General features: G+C 59.1%; 16 protein-coding genes and 1 tRNA gene. 9 read left to right on the top strand and 8 right to left on the bottom strand.

Translation table 11 applies throughout. The features are described 5' to 3' along the window. Window positions 1–2: 2 nt before the first annotated feature. From ACRQHG_RS08545 to dcd, 5 genes are all read right to left on the bottom strand, one after another. Complete coding sequence (locus ACRQHG_RS08545) at window positions 3–638, bottom strand: Na+/H+ antiporter subunit E (RefSeq protein ID WP_087069996.1); 636 nt, start codon at window positions 636–638, stop codon at window positions 3–5. Continuing rightward, complete coding sequence (locus tag ACRQHG_RS08540) at window positions 635–2,404, bottom strand: Na+/H+ antiporter subunit D (protein WP_435719936.1); 1,770 nt, start codon at window positions 2,402–2,404, stop codon at window positions 635–637. The genes ACRQHG_RS08545 and ACRQHG_RS08540 overlap by 4 nt, the downstream gene beginning before the upstream one ends. After that, the gene (locus ACRQHG_RS08535) at window positions 2,401–2,985 is read right to left on the bottom strand and encodes a Na(+)/H(+) antiporter subunit C (RefSeq protein ID WP_051278270.1); all 585 of its coding nucleotides are present in this window, start codon (window positions 2,983–2,985) and stop codon (window positions 2,401–2,403) included. Before ACRQHG_RS08535 ends, ACRQHG_RS08540 begins: the two co-directional genes overlap by 4 nt. Beyond that, window positions 2,982–6,077 carry a Na+/H+ antiporter subunit A gene (locus ACRQHG_RS08530; RefSeq protein WP_435719935.1) on the bottom strand — a complete coding sequence of 1,032 codons (3,096 nt, stop codon included), beginning with the start codon at window positions 6,075–6,077 and terminating at the stop codon, window positions 2,982–2,984. The genes ACRQHG_RS08535 and ACRQHG_RS08530 overlap by 4 nt, the downstream gene beginning before the upstream one ends. 282 nt (window positions 6,078–6,359) lie before the next feature. Beyond that, on the bottom strand, window positions 6,360–6,959 hold the full coding sequence (gene dcd, locus ACRQHG_RS08525; RefSeq protein WP_026428605.1) for a dCTP deaminase: 600 nt from the start codon (window positions 6,957–6,959) through the stop codon (window positions 6,360–6,362). Between the two features lie 251 nt (window positions 6,960–7,210). Here dcd and ACRQHG_RS08520 point away from each other — a divergent pair. From ACRQHG_RS08520 to ACRQHG_RS08505, 4 genes are all read left to right on the top strand, one after another. Further along, a tRNA-Gly gene (locus tag ACRQHG_RS08520) sits at window positions 7,211–7,284 on the top strand. 222 nt (window positions 7,285–7,506) lie between these two features. Then, entirely contained in the window at window positions 7,507–7,884 is a 378-nt protein-coding gene (locus ACRQHG_RS08515; RefSeq protein ID WP_435719934.1) for a GntR family transcriptional regulator, read from the top strand. Then, on the top strand, window positions 7,877–8,722 hold the full coding sequence (locus ACRQHG_RS08510; RefSeq protein WP_435719933.1) for an ABC transporter ATP-binding protein: 846 nt from the start codon (window positions 7,877–7,879) through the stop codon (window positions 8,720–8,722). Before ACRQHG_RS08515 ends, ACRQHG_RS08510 begins: the two co-directional genes overlap by 8 nt. After that, a complete protein-coding gene (locus ACRQHG_RS08505) occupies window positions 8,719–9,348 on the top strand; it encodes an ABC-2 transporter permease (protein ID WP_435719932.1) in 630 nt (209 codons plus the stop codon). Before ACRQHG_RS08510 ends, ACRQHG_RS08505 begins: the two co-directional genes overlap by 4 nt. A gap of 146 nt (window positions 9,349–9,494) precedes the next feature. Here ACRQHG_RS08505 and ACRQHG_RS08500 read toward each other — a convergent pair whose 3' ends face one another. Together ACRQHG_RS08500 and ACRQHG_RS08495 are read right to left on the bottom strand one after the other, a co-directional pair. Further along, the gene (locus tag ACRQHG_RS08500; RefSeq protein WP_435719931.1) at window positions 9,495–9,800 is read right to left on the bottom strand and encodes a type II toxin-antitoxin system YafQ family toxin; all 306 of its coding nucleotides are present in this window, start codon (window positions 9,798–9,800) and stop codon (window positions 9,495–9,497) included. Beyond that, entirely contained in the window at window positions 9,797–10,093 is a 297-nt protein-coding gene (locus tag ACRQHG_RS08495; protein ID WP_435719930.1) for a type II toxin-antitoxin system RelB/DinJ family antitoxin, read from the bottom strand. The genes ACRQHG_RS08500 and ACRQHG_RS08495 overlap by 4 nt, the downstream gene beginning before the upstream one ends. 176 nt (window positions 10,094–10,269) lie before the next feature. Between ACRQHG_RS08495 and ACRQHG_RS08490 the strand changes: the two genes are divergently transcribed. The 3 genes from ACRQHG_RS08490 to ACRQHG_RS08480 all read left to right on the top strand — a co-directional run bounded on the left by ACRQHG_RS08490 (window position 10,270) and on the right by ACRQHG_RS08480 (window position 11,754). Continuing rightward, the gene (locus ACRQHG_RS08490; RefSeq protein ID WP_435719929.1) at window positions 10,270–10,473 is read left to right on the top strand and encodes an AbrB/MazE/SpoVT family DNA-binding domain-containing protein; all 204 of its coding nucleotides are present in this window, start codon (window positions 10,270–10,272) and stop codon (window positions 10,471–10,473) included. Between the two features lie 162 nt (window positions 10,474–10,635). After that, on the top strand, window positions 10,636–10,878 hold the full coding sequence (locus tag ACRQHG_RS08485) for a type II toxin-antitoxin system Phd/YefM family antitoxin (RefSeq protein WP_016441879.1): 243 nt from the start codon (window positions 10,636–10,638) through the stop codon (window positions 10,876–10,878). A gap of 276 nt (window positions 10,879–11,154) precedes the next feature. Then, window positions 11,155–11,754, top strand: a complete 600-nt coding sequence (locus ACRQHG_RS08480; protein ID WP_435719928.1) for a hypothetical protein — start codon at window positions 11,155–11,157, stop codon at window positions 11,752–11,754. Window positions 11,755–11,801: 47 nt separating this feature from the next. Here the strand turns inward: ACRQHG_RS08480 and ACRQHG_RS08475 are convergent, their stop codons facing one another. Next, window positions 11,802–12,167, bottom strand: coding sequence for a hypothetical protein (locus tag ACRQHG_RS08475; protein ID WP_435719927.1), 366 nt, complete (start codon window positions 12,165–12,167; stop codon window positions 11,802–11,804). 227 nt (window positions 12,168–12,394) lie between these two features. Here ACRQHG_RS08475 and ACRQHG_RS08470 point away from each other — a divergent pair, with 227 nt between their 5' ends. Both ACRQHG_RS08470 and ACRQHG_RS08465 read left to right on the top strand, forming a co-directional pair. After that, entirely contained in the window at window positions 12,395–12,793 is a 399-nt protein-coding gene (locus ACRQHG_RS08470; RefSeq protein ID WP_435719926.1) for a transcriptional regulator, read from the top strand. A gap of 260 nt (window positions 12,794–13,053) precedes the next feature. Further along, window positions 13,054–15,266 (top strand): YPDG domain-containing protein (locus ACRQHG_RS08465; protein ID WP_435719925.1); only part of this gene is annotated, 2,213 nt, incomplete at its 3' end.

Genomic DNA, 15,266 nt, shown 5'->3' with positions numbered 1-15,266 from the left:
AATCACCGTTCACCTCCGGAACTATCGGGAGCGAAGGGAACTGGCAAGCGCCCGGCCTTGGGGCTGGACCCGGGCACGAACCCGGCCTGCACCAGCTCGCTGCGGGAGGCGAAGGCGCGCAGCACCCGCTCTTCCAAATCGAGTACCGATTGGTGCGCGGCACTCACTCCCCCGGCCATGCCCACGTCGAAGACATGCACGTAGAGAGTGCCCGTGGCGGCGTCGGTATCGATGACGAGCGAGCCGGGCACCAGGGTGGACATCCCGGCGGTAATCGCAAGATAAGCATCGGAGTGGGAGCGCAGCCGCACGCGGATCACCGCGCCGCGCGGGGTGGCGCGCCGCAGAATAAACCAGGCTTGCTGCCAGGAGGCATGCACGAGGTCACGCACGAAAATCGCAACCAGCCGAATCACACCCCAGATGCGGAACCGCCCGTCGAAGGAGGCGGTGGGGAACGGCGCCACTTCGGTCACGAGGAGGGCGAGGGCAAAACCGGCCACAATATTGGCGGCGCTCACCTGCCCCCACAGCAGCACCCACACAATGGTCAGCCACACCAGCACCCCCAGGGAGGCGCTCGGGAAACGGCCTTCGCGCCGGGTGACCAGGCGGATTGCTTCACTATCGCGACTCATTGCTCACCTCCGGAAACTGTGGGAACGGACGTGGGTGCGGAACCTTGCGCGGGAACCGCCGCGGGCGCGGGCGTGTGGAACGACGGCGCACCGCTCGGCACCGGTGCACCGGTCGGCACCAGTGTGGCCGCGGGCGTGGGACTCGGGGAGCGCAGCAGGCGCGGGCTCTCCTTCGGTTCGGGAGTTTGGGTGAAGGTGCCGGTATCCGGGGTGGAATCCTCGTGGGGTACCACAGTTTCCTCATCAACCTCCGGGGAAATCCCGGTACCGCGATCCCAATCGGGAAGCACCGCGCTGATATAGGGGGTGCGGGCTTCCAGCTCGGCGGCGGCGCCGTCGGTAAAAGAGCGCAGCGGCGCGGCCGCGAAGGTAATACCGAGCATGACCGCGATGAGCCCGGAGGCGGAAATCACCATGCCGCTCGGGTAGGTGGTGGAGGGCAGCTCGGCCGGAGCTTCCTGCCAGAAAGCCATATTCCAGGCGCGGATCACGGCGTAAAGCGTGAGCAGCGAGGTGACCAGACCGGCCGCGATGAGCACCCAGTCAATCGGAGTCCCGCGCGCGGCACTCGCTTCCAGCAATCCCACTTTCCCGAGGAATCCGGATAGCGGCGGAATACCGCCCAGGGAAAGCGCGGGAAGGAAATAGAGAACCGCAACCACGGGGGCCGCTCGCATAATGGAGCCGAGCCGCACGAGCGACGTCGTTCCTGCCACCCACCCGATGAGGCCCACCACCAAGAAGAGCGCGGTTTGCACCACGATATGGTGCACGGCGTAGAAAATCGTGGAGGACAGCCCAGCTTCGGTGGAAATGGCGATACCCCAAATGAGGTAGCCGATATGGCTGACCAGGGTGAAGGAAAGCAGCCGTTTAATGTTTTCCTGCGCGATGGCGCCGAGGATACCGATGAGCATGGTGGCCACCGCGAAGCCGGCGAGGATATCGTCCAGGCGCCCGCCCGGGAAGAGCAGCACCTGGGTGCGGATAATCGCGTACACGCCCACTTTGGTGAGCAGGCCGGCGAATACCGCCGTGACCGGGCCGGATGCAGTGGGATAGGAGTCGGGCAGCCAGGCGGCCAGCGGGAAAATCGCGGCTTTCAGACCGAAGGCCACGAGGAAGAGGATCTGGAGAACCATGCGCATTCCCGGATCCACCTGCGGGAGTTTGACGGCCAGGTCTGCTAGGTTCACGCTGCCCACCGCGGCGTAAGTGAGCCCGAGCGCGGTGAGGAAGATGAGGGAGGAGACCATGGAGACGATCACGTAAACCGAGCCGGAGCGCATGCGCTCGGCCGTGCCGCCCATGGTGAGGAGCACGAAGGAGGCGGCCAGCAGGATCTCAAAGCCGACGTACATATTGAAAAGATCGCCGGTGAGGAACGCATCGGATACCCCGGCGGAGAGAATCATGAAGGCCGGGTAGTACACCGAGGTGGGGGCGCCGCGTTCGCCATCTGCCACGCCCTGGAACACCGAGTACACCAGCACGATGAGGGTCACCGTGACCGAGGTGGTGAGCATAATGGTGGAAAGCCGGTCGGCTACCAGGGAAATGCCCACGGGCGCCGCCCAATTGCCCACGTCCAAGGTGATGGGGCCGCGCGCGGAAACGAAAAGCAGAATGACCGCCACCACGAGGACGATGGAGAGCATCCCCACCGCGGTCCAGGCCTGCACGCGGCGCCGGCGCGGAATCGCCAGGAGCACTCCGGCGGCCAGCAGAGGCAGCACAATGGGAACGGCCAGCAGCCAGGAAATCATCGCCGCGCACCTCCCGCATTTTTACCGTTCCCCAGCGAGCCGTCCACGCCGTGGGTCGCATTCGGGTTGGCCACGTAGCGGTGCCGGCGGCGCTTGGGGTGCCGGCGGTTCCAGCGGCCCAGGCGCCCGAAACGCGGGGCCGGGGTATCGGTTTCGTCGCGGAATTCCGCGGAGGTTTCCTGCAAGTCTGTTCCCACTTCGGATCGCTGGCTGCTTTCTTCCAGTTGCTGGCGTACGGCGACGGCGCGATCCTCCACGTCGTCGCGCACTTCGTCATCGTCGCGCAGCTGCCAGGTGCGGTAGGCCATGGCCAGCAGGAAGCCGGTGGTGGCCAAGGTAATCACGATGGCGGTGAGCATCATGGCCATGACCAGCGGGTCCGCCCACAGGTCCGGCGAGCCGTTGCCGATAAAGGGCGGGTTGCCCGTGCGGCCGCCCGCGATGAGGAAAAGAATATTGACGCCGTTGGAAAGGCAGCCCAGCCCGAGGATGACCCGCGAGAGGGAGCGCTCCAAAATAAGGTAGACGCCTACCGCAACGAAAACCCCGCACATGAGGATGAGGGCGAGAGATACGCTCATTGCTGCTCTCCTTCCGTTGCTGCATCGCGCTGTTCGGCGGCCATAGCCAGGCGTTCGGCTTCCTGTTGCGGGGAGGTGCGCTCGCTGAGGCCGGCCTGGGATTCCATTTCCTCACGCAGGTTCTGGCGGGCGTCGTGGGAGGGTTCGATGCGAATATCGGCGTCCCACACGCCTTCTTCCATTTCCCCGTGCCGGTCAATTTCCGCGCCGAGGGACCGCAGAATTTCGGCTACCAGACCAACAACCGCGATATAGACGCCGGTGTCAAAGATGAGCGCCGTCGTAAAATGAACGTCCCCAAAAATCGGAAGTACCATATCGATTTTCGCAGTTTGCAGCGGGCTGCCGCCCAATAGGATCGGGGCGAGCGAGGAAAGAGTGGCCAGGCCCAGCCCGGTTCCCAGCAGGTGAGCGGGAAGGATGGGGAGGGTGGCGCCCAGTTCGAAACGCCCGCCGGCCAGATAGCGCAAGGTCAGCGCGATGCCGGCGAGCAACCCGCCGGCGAAGCCACCGCCCGGCATATTGTGCCCGGCGAAGAGGAAGAAGAGGGAAATAATGAGGATGGTGTGGAAGACCAGGCGGGTGCCGATTTGCAGCATCATCGGGCGGGAGGCCACGCCGGGACGGTTCGCGGAGGCGAGCCAGACCCGGTTGCGCCCCGAGCGCCGCGCTTCTTCTTCCGCGCGCACCGAGTTGCGCACGTATTCCGCCGGGTCCTCGCCCAGGCGGCGCCAGCGTTGCGCCCGTTCGCTTTTCGCGCCGAGGATATTGCGTAGCCGGTCCGTGCCGCCGAAACGGTCGCGTACGAAGAGGAGGGAGGCGATGCCGACGGCGCAGACCACCAGCACGGAGGTCTCACCCATGGTGTCCCACGCCCGGATATCCACGAGGGTGACATTGACGATATTGCGCCCGTACCCGAAGCGGAAGCCTTCGTCGGCGAAGAGCTCCGAAATTGGGGCGTGGGTGCGCACCCCGGCCGCCAGGTAGGCGAGCCCCGCGAAAAGCAGCCCCATGATGGCCGCGAAAACGATGCGGAAGCGCTGGGTACCTTTGGTGCGGCGAGAGGAGAAGTAGGAGGGCAGGCGGCGCAGCACCAACACGAAGACCACGAGCGTGAGAGTTTCGGAAAGCACCTGGGTGAGAGCCAGGTCCGGCGCCCCGTAGATTTCGTAGGTGAGGGCCACGGCGTAGCCGCCGATTCCCATGAGGATCACGGCTTTGAGGCGGTGGCGGGAAGCCGCGGCGAGCAGCACACCCAGGCAGCCAACCACCGCAACCGCGGCCTGCGCCCAGCTATCGAAGAGTCGCGGCACCACCAGGGTGCCCACCGGGTTGGTGAGCAGCGCGATTCCCACGGTGATGAGCAGGAACCAGAAAATGGTGAGGAGGTAGGTGGGAAGCGAACCGGATTGGGTGCGGGCGGTAACCGTCATGGAGAAACGTTCGGTGCCCGAAACGATGCGCTGGTAGGCTTCCTCGGCGCTGGTGCGGATGGCGTGGCGCTGGGTGAAGGCGGAAATGCGGTGGCGCTGCCAGAAGAGGAGGAATCCGGCCGCGAGGATGGCGAGGGTCACCAGGAAGGGCCCGTTGAAGCCGGACCACAGGTGCAGGTGGCCCTGGTAGGGGGCCAGGACCGGGTATTGGGCCAGGTACTGCTCCAGGAAGGTGCTGATGGGCGTGGTTGCGAGCCCGGCCACCAGGCCCGCCGTCGCCAAAATACCCACGGGCCAAATCATCACCGCGGAAACGTCACGCACCTCGGTATCTTCCACGCGCGGTTTGCGCATGAACGCACCCCACCAGAACCGCAGGCCGTAAGCCACCGTGAGCGCGGAGCCCACCGCGATGAGCACGAGCACCGCAATATCGGTGGCGCTCCCGCCCCACAGCGCACCGAGCGCACCTTCTTTGGCCACGAAGGCCGCGAAGGGCGGGAAACCCATCATGGAGGCATCCGCCATCCCGGCGAAGGTGGCGACCGCGGGCATATTGCGACCCACATTGGATAGTTCGCGCAGGTCACGAGTGCCGGTGCACACGTCCACGATGCCCACGGAGAGGAAGAGCGCGGATTTGAAGAGGGAGTGGGCCAGCAGCAGCATGAGCCCGGCCAGCAGCATCGCCGAATCCCCGTAACCGACGAAAAGAATAATGAGCCCGAGCTGCGAGACCGTGCCGAAGGCGGTCACCAATTTGATATCGGTTTGTTTGAGGGCCCGGTAGCCGCCCAGCAGCACCGTGTACGAGGCGAGGATAATCACCATCCAGTGCCAGGCGGGGTTATGCGCGAAACCGGGGGCCAGGCGCGCCACCAGGTACACCCCGGCTTTGACCATCGCCGCGGCGTGCAGGTACGCGGAGACCGGCGTGGGCGCGGCCATGGCGGCCGGCAGCCAGAAATGGAAAGGCACCAGGGCGGATTTGGAGAACGCCCCGATAAGTACAAGTACGACGGCGCTCGTGAGCAGCGCGGAATTCCCCGGGGAAATTGTTGCTTCGTGGGAGGCCACCACGAGCTCGTGCAATGAGAAGGATCCCCCGGGCATAACGCCGAGCATGGTGATCCCGCCCAGCATGGCCAGCCCGCCGGCCGTGGTCACAATAATGGCCTGGAAGGCGGCGCGCCGCGAGGATTGGCGGTCGGAATAGTGGCCGATGAGGAGGAAGGAGAAGACGGTGGTGAGTTCCCAGTAAATATAGAGGGCGACGGTGTTATCCGTGGTGACCAGGCCGAGCATAGCGCCGGCGAAAGCCACGAAGATCGCGCCGAAGCGACCCAGGTAGGAGGCATCGCGTTTGAAATACCGCGCCGAGTAGAAGAGCACGGCCGCGCCCACTCCGGTGGCGATGAGGGCGAGGAGCAGGCCGAGGGCGTCGATGCGGATATCGAGGTCCATGCCCAGCTGAGGAACCCAGGTGAGGGACTGCTGGTAAACATCACCGCGGAGGATACGGGGAATGAGGCTGAGGAGCCAGAGGAAGGTGCCGGCCGGGAGGAGGGCGAGGATTGCGAAGCCGAAACGCCCGCGCTGCATCACGAGCGGTGCACACAGCGCCCCCACCACAAATAGCAGGAGCACATATGCCACGGCAGCCTCCGTCCCTTCGACCTTGTGATGCACGCGGGGTGCGCTACGTGCTCTACGTGCGCAGCGTGCCGAACATACGCCACGGAGCCCCTCCGCGGGTGACCTGGCGCGATACAGCTGGTAGGTGCGGGCGCCGGTTTCTTAGGCGGTGGAGCTCGTTGTTAACGCATGGAACATCATTACAGTAGCGAAAATATGCGGGAGTGTCCCGTGTTTCCGCTCTCGATGAGACCGCGCGGCCGGCGCTTGCTTTGGAAGCGCGAGGCTTGCTAAGGCCAGAGTTTAGTTATCAGCTTCCGGGTAGTGGGTCACGTCGATACGGTGGAAGTTAAGGTGGGAACGCGATGCCGTGGGGCCACGCTGGCCCTGGTAGCGCGAACCGCTTGCGCCGGCTCCGTAGGGGTTATTGGCCGCCGAGGAGAGCTGGAAGAAGCAGAACTGGCCCACTTTCATGCCCGGATAGAGCTTGATCGGCATCGTTGCCGTATTGGATAGCTCGAGGGTCACATGGCCGGAGAAGCCCGGGTCGATGAACCCCGCGGTGGAATGGGTGAGGAGTCCCAGGCGCCCGAGGGAGGATTTTCCTTCCAGGCGAGCTGCGACGTCGTTCCCCAAGGTGACCTGCTCAAAAGTGGAGCCGAGCACGAACTCTCCCGGGTGTAAAACGAATTCGCCGTCGGCCGGGACTTCTACCAGGCGCGTGAGGTCGGATTGGTCGGCGGCCGGGTCGATGACCGGGTATTTGTGGTTATCGAAGAGTCGGAAAAAGCGGTCGAGGTGAATATCGATGGAGGAGGGCTGCACCATCGCCGGATCCCAGGGGTGCAGGGCGATGCGGCCCTCGCTCACGGAGCGCAAAATATCAACATCGGAAAGTAACACGCCTAGATTCTGACACGCCCGCGCGGGTGGGCGCCACCCGCGCGGCGTTATGTGGAGTAATTGGAGCAATTTGGGCGCGCTTTGCGTGCCACGGGAACTGAGCAGCATGTGCCGCAAGCACTGCACCACACGGACTGCGCGCGCTAAGCCGCGGACGCGCTTTGCGCTGGCGGGGATGGCACGCTAGGATAATCACCTAGTGATTCTTTCGCGCTGCAGTTCGGCCGCTTGCGTGAGGTTTCACCGCTCTCGCGGGCGTAGTTCATCGGTAGAATGGCAGCTTCCCAAGCTGCAGAGGCGGGTTCGATTCCCGTCGCCCGCTCCACTTAGACGTCGGATTTGATAAGTAGGCGTTTGCGTTAGCGAATACATCCCAAGAGGTGCAGACAATTGATCGCGCTCGCGCATGCGCTGTTTAACTGCTTGCCACTCTGGTTTTCTCCAGCCCACCGCCAGGACGGTCTCATTTAAGCATTTCCCCAAATCGGGTGCGCCTCTCACAAATTATCTAGGTGTTCATGTACACTATGAACACTAGGAGGTGTTCATGGACATAGTCGTCAGCAATGCGAGCCCCAACCCGATCTATGCACAGATCAAAGATCAACTCAAGGCTGCGATCATTAACAACCAGGTTGCTCCTGGCGAAAAGTTGCCATCGATCCGGCGGTTGGCATCCCAGCTTCGTGTATCAGTGATTACAACCAAGCGGGCCTATGACGAGCTGGAGTTTGAGGGATTCATCGATTCTGTGCAAGGGCGGGGCAGTTTCGTTGCCTCCAAGAACACCGAGTTACTCAAGGAAGAACAACGCAAGAAGGTTGAAGGCCATGTGAAAGCTGCCCTCGCAGCAGCTCCAGCCGCCGGCCTGTCTATTGCCGACCTGAAAGAACTTATTGATCTGTTAGGAGGAAGCGATGAATAGCATCGAAATAAACGGGTTGGTGAAAAACTATCCAGGGTTCACGCTTGGCCCGCTTGACCTTCGAGTCCCTCAGGGAGCAATTGTAGGTTTCGTGGGCGAAAACGGCGCGGGAAAATCCACTACGCTGCGTTTGATTCTAGGTCTCGCTCATCCCGATGCCGGCACGATTCACCTGCTAGGCCAGCCTGCTGATACATGTCACCCAGAAGCGCGCGAGCGCGTGGGTGTGGTTTTTGACGATATCAGCCTGCCAGCCAACTTCACCGTTAAGAACACTTGCGAGTTCGGCAAGCGCCTTTACAAGAATTGGAATTCACAAACGTTTGCCGGTTACCAGCAGCGCTTCGGTCTCGCTTCTGGCAAGCGAGTTGATCAGCTTTCGCGTGGCATGCGCATGAAACTCGGGTTAGCTATGGCACTGTCCCACGCAGCGGATTTGTTGATTTTCGATGAAGCAACCAGCGGCTTAGATCCGGTGATCCGCGATGAGGTGCTCGACATCATGCTCGAATTCATCGAGGATCCGAGTCACTCGATTCTGTTTTCATCCCACATCGTCTCCGATATTGAAAAAGCGGCCGACTACGTTGCGTTCATCCGTAACGGCAAGTTGAAGTTCGTCGAGCAAAAAGACAAACTGCTGGACTCTTGGCGACTAACATCGCTCACTAGCGAGCAGGCAAACCAGCTCGATCCCGCACATGTGCTGGGGCGACGCCGCCACGATTTCGGCCAAGAAGTCATCGTCCGTACCGAAGCAGTACCCGCCGGAGCGCCGGCGGCCAGACCGACGATTGAGGACATTATGGTCTACACGATCAAAGGAGAAGACCAGTGAGAGCCGCATTCTATAAAGACCTGATCGCGAATCGGACAAATCTGATCGTTCTAGGACTGGTAACGGCTGCGATGACTGGACTCGGCGTCTACGCCAACCAGTTGATTATTTTCCCTTTCATTTTTGGCATGATTGGAATGCTCTATTTCACGGGCACTTTCGCCCGTGACAGTGAGTCCAAGGTAAACCGAACGATTCTTGCCGGACCCACCGCCAGAAGTAAACTCGTCAATCTCAATTATCTAATTACGGCAATTCTTGGCGTAGTTGCTTTCGCCGTCACGGGGTTCATTGCCTCCCTTATGACCGAAATGCCTTGGAGGGATACGGTCCTGGTAGCTAGTTTCGCCTTCGCGGCAACACTGCTGCTGGTCATCATCCAATTACCACTGTTTTACAAATATGGACCAGAAAGGGCCAGACTTTTCCTGGTTGCGGTATTTATTGTCGCCTTCGCTGGCTCATCGTTCATTGGATCCAACAAGAAAGTCATCTTCAACTGGATCGCAAAGGCTCTCACCTGGCCGCCACTGGCGGACGCCGGAGTACTTTTAGCCGTCTCACTTGCGCTCACCACAGCATCCCTATGGCTGAGCCGGAAGATCGTCGCAGGTCAAGAATTCTAAGGTTAAGCCATCCTTGTCATGTCCATTTACTTCCTGGACTCCGTCGGCTTTCCACTGGGACAGCTGGAAGTGCCGGATCGGCTGGTCAACTAACTGCTTATAGACGATGCTGAATACAGAGATTTTCACCTATCCGGGCTTGCGACTCACCGACGAAACAGCTCGTCATGCGATCCGGTTCGTTGAAAATAGGCAAACCCTCCGTCGGTTTTCCAAATGACTAACCAATCGCCCGCATTCGCAACATGGCACTCATTGCTGCCATCCCACTCTCCAGAAAGTCTGTGCATCCGGTGCCTGCGTTTCAGGATTTCGATAGATTCCTGCGTGTTATCCAGAACCAGGTCAACAACAGATTCTAGTTCTGCAAGGTCCCATTGCCGCTTGGTAGCTTTCTTTTTCAGGTCTCTACTGAAAGCCGGAGTGAACTTCGCCTGTAGGCGCCTGCTCATGTCAAGGCCGCTTCAATGAGGTCGTGGCCAGTCTCATAACTTTTACCGCTGCCCGAGGCAATCATTTCCTGAGTCTCACGAATAGCCCGACGACTCTCCTCGTTTGGGCGCTTGTAATCGAAAGACAAAGGAATCGAGTTAGTGTTCACCATTTCAGTGAAAAACGCTCGCACAACGGACGATAGGTCGAGTCCGTAGGATTCCACGACACTTGCCGCACCATCCTTCAATTCACTATCAAGACGGATAGTAAGACTACTTGACGCCATTTCCCCTCCAACCGTTGGTTGCACTGACAGTTTATAATGTTTGTCAGTGCATCAGCAAGCATTTAGCTGCGCCGTCTAGCCACCACGAAACACAAAAGTTCAATGCCCCTTGTGGAAATATCCATTACCGGAACCAAACGAGAATTGCGGCTTAGAATCGAAGCATAAGCACTACCACCCACATCCAAGGAGGGATAACGGTGACTGAGGAATTCGCAGAATCTGCCAAAGTGAAGGCAAAAGGACGCGTAACCATCCCGAAGTCGGTGCGCAAGCGGCTGGGCATCAACAAAGGAGACCGCATCGGCTTCGTCGTAGACGGCAACGACGTGCGCGTGATCAACTCCGCCCGCTACGCAATGTCAGTTCTCCAAGATGGACTTGCAGGGGAAGCGGAACGTTAGGGCCTTGATTCCGAAGAAGCCGTGAACGATCTGGTCACAAGCATCAGAAACAGTTAGCCAAGCGAGCTAACTTCCACCAAAACCGATACCTACACCCCTTTTGATTAGGCTATATTCAACCTAGGATATGTTGTATATTCTTCTTGGAAGGGGAGGGACGCCATGAATGTCAATACGAATACCTTGGTGCCAATTTCGGAAGCGAACCAGAATTTCTCGAAGGTGGCGCGATTGGTAGACGAGTACGGTTCAGCCGTTATTTTGAAAAATAATCGCCCTCGTTACATCATTACAGAATTCGCTAAGGCGGATGAAATCACCGAGCCGGACGACGCCGAGCTCGCGAAGGTCTCAGCCGCACTCATAAGAAAAAATGCGCGCGTATATGAGGAACTGGCGAAGTGAAGTACCTGAGTAAGCGGCAGATCTTCCTGATTTACCGCCCGTGCATCCCCGCCCCAATCGTGCTACCTTTACATCAATCGTTCAGCCCGCTGTGATCTTTGATTGCAGACGGGCTGGATTTCTTTCCACTCAGACCGCGTCCGAGCTTTCCCACCACAACCCCAACCGCTAAAATTCATCGGTGTCCGCACGCTGTGGGCCCGCGCTGCACGGTGCCAGCATCGGTCACGCCAAGCGCGGCCACGGTTCGAAAACAGGCAGAAAAGGGACAAGCGCATGGATGAGGAGAAGGCCATCGGCACTAAACAGCCGCGCGGGAAGCGGCGCGGCTGGCTGCCGCTATCCGAAACGCTTTCGCTGATTTCGGTGGTTATCGCGGTGGCCGTGCTCGGCTTGAATATTTACGACCGCCACGAAGCGATCAAAGCCGAGCAATTCTCCCAGGCCAACCAGGCCTTCACCCAAAATAAGATCACCGCGGAGGAACACCGCACCGACACCGGGAAAATCGGCCGGCAGATCACCTCGAGTTTCCACAACGCCTCCCCCAACCCGGTTTTCGACCTCACGCTCGCACTGCCCGCCCCGCTCGACGGCCTCACCATCTCCGCCGACCACTATCACGAATTCCGGCAAACCGCCGCCGGCTACGAAATCACGTTCCCCACGCTCCCGCCGAAAGAAAAAGCCGAGTACGTGGACACCTACGGCGACGCCCTTTTCGGCGACCGACCCCCGCGCACCGTCATCAACGAAAACTTCCGTTTCTGTTTCACGGACGTCAACGGCCAGCGCTGGCTCGCCGACCATCGCGGTGCCCAGCGTATTTCGTCAACAACGCAGTGCATTCCCGATAAGAACGACGACGCCGCCTAGCCCGCTACCAGCACACGTGGCTACAGGAAACTGGTCCGCGCAGCCGGCTAAGCAGCCGCTCCGGAAGACTCTTCTATCTTGAGCGTGTACATCGTCGAAAAAACGGTGAACGATAGCACCAGCAGCACGATCAGGCACACCCCGGCCACCGGTAGCAGAATCATGCGATCCACGGACTTCACCACGAAAGGCAGGGCCGCCACCGCGCCGAAGAGCACAATGAGGCCAATAATGGCTCCCTTCTTGAGGCGATAGCTGAGATAGATGTCGCTCCCCTCCGCCGCGGAGAAAGATACGGGATTACTCTTGAGGGGAACCAGCGTTCGCACCTGAGCAACGCAGGCGCCGTCGTTCACCTCAAAAACATTATCGCGTTCGGGAAGCAGCACCTCCGGGCGCTTCTTTCCGTTCACGCTCAAATAATGGCGGCTCCTATCATCAAAGAAGGACCACCGCCTCCTCACATGTAGCCGTGCCATGACCCGCACCTCCTCGTGCCTACATAACCTCGCCCCTACATAACGCTGTTACGCATAATTTTATCGCATTTATTCCGCGCGGCGTTCAATTTAATCGTTCCCGCTGTGGCCGGCGGCACCCTTCCCCTCTAGGATGGAGGGAGAACTAGGAAGGAGGCCACATGCGCGATATTGCACCGTATTCGCAACGCAAACACTACGAACTACCTTCTTCTCTAGATACGCTTAGCGGCCCCGGCATGGGCGGCACACTTTACCTGGATCATTCGATCATTTGGGCACCGAATTCCCAGACGATCCAGCTCGAAAGCAACGGCCTCATCAAACGTGGTTATACAGCGTTGATCAACGAAGGAACCACAGAGCAGCAGGAGCGCTGGCTAAATCGGGACCTCCTCATGCAAGTCTGGCCAACACTCAGTTTGCCGTGGCGCGTCTACGAGATGTGGGAATCAAAATTCCCGGAGCTGCCGGGGAATCGGATCTTCCACGGAAAACTTCGAAATTCAACGCAATCCTATGCTCAGCGGTATACGAGATTGCCCACATCAACCCCATAGCCATTTCATTTCTATAGCCACCAGCGCTCCGACCACCAAGCATCACACCACCATCACCTACCCACCATTTCACATCAGCTCAGTCACGCCCCACCCCAATAAGGCACGACGACGCCACACTCCCACTACGACCTGGTCATACGTCACAGGAAATCGGTTTTCAACCCTCTGACCTGCGGATTAGAATAATGATACGAATTCTCTATTCAAATCAATGTTGTATTCATTGTTCAACGATTGGGAAATAAGGAAGGGATCTCGTGACTTCTTTTCGTAAGATAGCGGGTGCCACTCTGGCGGCCACCCTTATATTCTTCGGCGGCACACCCGCGCTCGCCGATCCAGCTTCCCCCGCGGAAGCTTCCAGCGCCGAACAAGCCAATTCCGCAAAGTTCGGCGGCGCCATCGCAAAGAACTTCTTCTTAGTCAATGGACTGACCGAGGCTGAGGTGATTGACTCCGTCAAGGCTCAGCTCACCAAGAATAACCTGAATCCCGATGAGTATGAGTTCACGGTAAAGAACCTCAGTGAGGCCAACGCCAATTCGTACGGCCCGAAGCGTAAAGATCGTGTTAAGGACGTACCGGTTATCGTGGCCAAGAAGGGGACTCCGGACACCTTCGACACTTACAACGTCAAGGTTTTCTACTACGCTCCACCGTTCGCGTTCCGGGAGGAAAACCCGGATCCCCAAAAGGGTGCCCCTCAAAATCAAAGCACCCATAACGCGGGCAAAATGACGGTTGCCGATCCGAATAGTTACACCCTGTCCGCGGATCAGCAGACAAAGATTGTTGACGCTTTCCTCAAGAACAACCCCGCCCTCGGTCTCACCCGCGATCAGGTCACCGTGGATGATCAAGGAAAGCTCACTATTGCCAACAAAGCCGGTGAAGACGGGTTTAGCGTCGTCGTTCCCAGCAGCGAATCCGTAAGCGTTATCGGGAAGGTTCCCAATATTCTGGTCTTCCTCGATCCTTCCACGAACACGAACCAGAACAAACTGAAGTCCACCCCCGTCCCTCCGGTAACAGTTACTCTGAAAGCCGATGACTACAGCAAGGGTAAGCTCTGGGGAACTAACGCCCCGGGCCAGGGCGAGGCGTGGCCAGCTACGAAACAGCTTTCCGGGTTTGACCTTAAGCTCGCCGGCAATACCGCCGTTATCTCCGGTCAGTATGACGCTGGTATCTCCAATTCGATTGGCGGTAAGCGTTTTATCGGAATCCGCACGGACAAAGCCGACGATATGCGCTACACCCAGTCCTTCTCGAATCTGTTTAAGGTGCGTGTTCTTCCCACAAAGCAGGACACTCTCATCCGCAGCCTGGATACCGACGCGCCTTTCACCCCCGAAGATGTGAAGGGGCTTATCGATGTGGATTACGGCAAGCTCGGAATTCTCAAGTACGGGGACGACGCGGGACTTTCTAAGCAGGATGTTCACAACGAGGTCAAGGGCAAAATTACCAAGAATATTGAGGTTCCCGGGATCAGCCACGAACCCGGCACCCAGGAATTCCCCGGCACGCTCACAACCGACCTTGGTGCAGTCTCCCCGAAGCTGACCGCCACCATCATTTACTACACGTCCAAGATTTCCGAGACAGCAGTATCCGACCCGAATAACCTGACGCCCGGCGAACAGGATGCTATCAAGGCCAAGGTCAAGGAACTCAACCAGCTCAAGGACACGGACAAAGTCACCGTGGACAAGGAAGGCAATGTCACGATTGTCTTCAACCGCAACGGCAAGGACCTCGGCACCAAGACCTTCAAGGCGCCGCTCGTCACGCCTTCATACCCGGATTCCAGCGGCAAGTCCGGTTCCACGGTTGAGGTTCCGATCTCCACGCCGGAAGGCTTCACTTTCCCGGACGGTTCCACGTTTAAGGTCGACGGCGAAGCTCCCGCTGGACTCACCGTTGGCAACGACGGCAAGATTACCTACCAGATCCCCGAGGATAAGGAGACGGGCGATGTGACGGGCACTGTGCTCGTCACGATTCCCGGCCAGCCCGATCCGGTGAAGGTTCCCTTCAAGATCGCTGTGACCAAGCCGAAGATGGCCGAGAAGATCACTTTGAAGGATCCTGACATCACCGGCGTTGTTGATGTCAATAAGCTGACCGATCCCGAACGCGAACAGGTCAAGAAGGCCGTCGAGAAGAAGAACCCGAAGCTCCCCGAAGGCACCACGATCACCGTCTCCGAAAACGGCACGGTCACCGTAACCTTCCCGGACCAGTCGACGACCACGATCACTCCGGACAAGACGGTTCGCCAACTCAAGGACAACGAGAAGATCAAGATCAACGACCCCGAAATCACCGGCGTTGTCGATGTCAACAAGCTGACCGATCCCGAACGCGAGCAGGTCAAGAAGGCCGTCGAAAAGAAGAACCCGAAGCTCCCCGAAGGCACCACGATCACCGTCTCCGAAAACGGCACGGTCACCGTAACCTTCCCGGA

The sequence above is a fragment of the Actinotignum vesiculae genome, from assembly GCF_051267215.1.
Lineage (GTDB): Bacteria > Actinomycetota > Actinomycetes > Actinomycetales > Actinomycetaceae > Actinotignum > Actinotignum schaalii.
The sequence above is the reverse complement of the archived record's forward strand: the minus strand, read 5'-3'. Positions and strand labels throughout refer to the sequence as shown.

What these genes read in the sequence shown, in the direction of transcription:
- ACRQHG_RS08510 (WP_435719933.1), top strand. Translation starts at nt 7,877, where the DNA reads ATGAATAGCATCGAAATAAACGGGTTGGTGAAAAACTATCCAGGGTTC.
- ACRQHG_RS08485 (WP_016441879.1), top strand. Translation starts at nt 10,636, where the DNA reads ATGAATGTCAATACGAATACCTTGGTGCCAATTTCGGAAGCGAACCAG.
- ACRQHG_RS08480 (WP_435719928.1), top strand. Translation starts at nt 11,155, where the DNA reads ATGGATGAGGAGAAGGCCATCGGCACTAAACAGCCGCGCGGGAAGCGG.
- ACRQHG_RS08545 (WP_087069996.1), bottom strand. Translation starts at nt 638, where the DNA reads ATGAGTCGCGATAGTGAAGCAATCCGCCTGGTCACCCGGCGCGAAGGC.
- ACRQHG_RS08470 (WP_435719926.1), top strand. Translation starts at nt 12,395, where the DNA reads ATGCGCGATATTGCACCGTATTCGCAACGCAAACACTACGAACTACCT.
- ACRQHG_RS08535 (WP_051278270.1), bottom strand. Translation starts at nt 2,985, where the DNA reads ATGAGCGTATCTCTCGCCCTCATCCTCATGTGCGGGGTTTTCGTTGCG.
- ACRQHG_RS08540 (WP_435719936.1), bottom strand. Translation starts at nt 2,404, where the DNA reads ATGATTTCCTGGCTGCTGGCCGTTCCCATTGTGCTGCCTCTGCTGGCC.
- ACRQHG_RS08500 (WP_435719931.1), bottom strand. Translation starts at nt 9,800, where the DNA reads ATGAGCAGGCGCCTACAGGCGAAGTTCACTCCGGCTTTCAGTAGAGAC.
- ACRQHG_RS08515 (WP_435719934.1), top strand. Translation starts at nt 7,507, where the DNA reads ATGGACATAGTCGTCAGCAATGCGAGCCCCAACCCGATCTATGCACAG.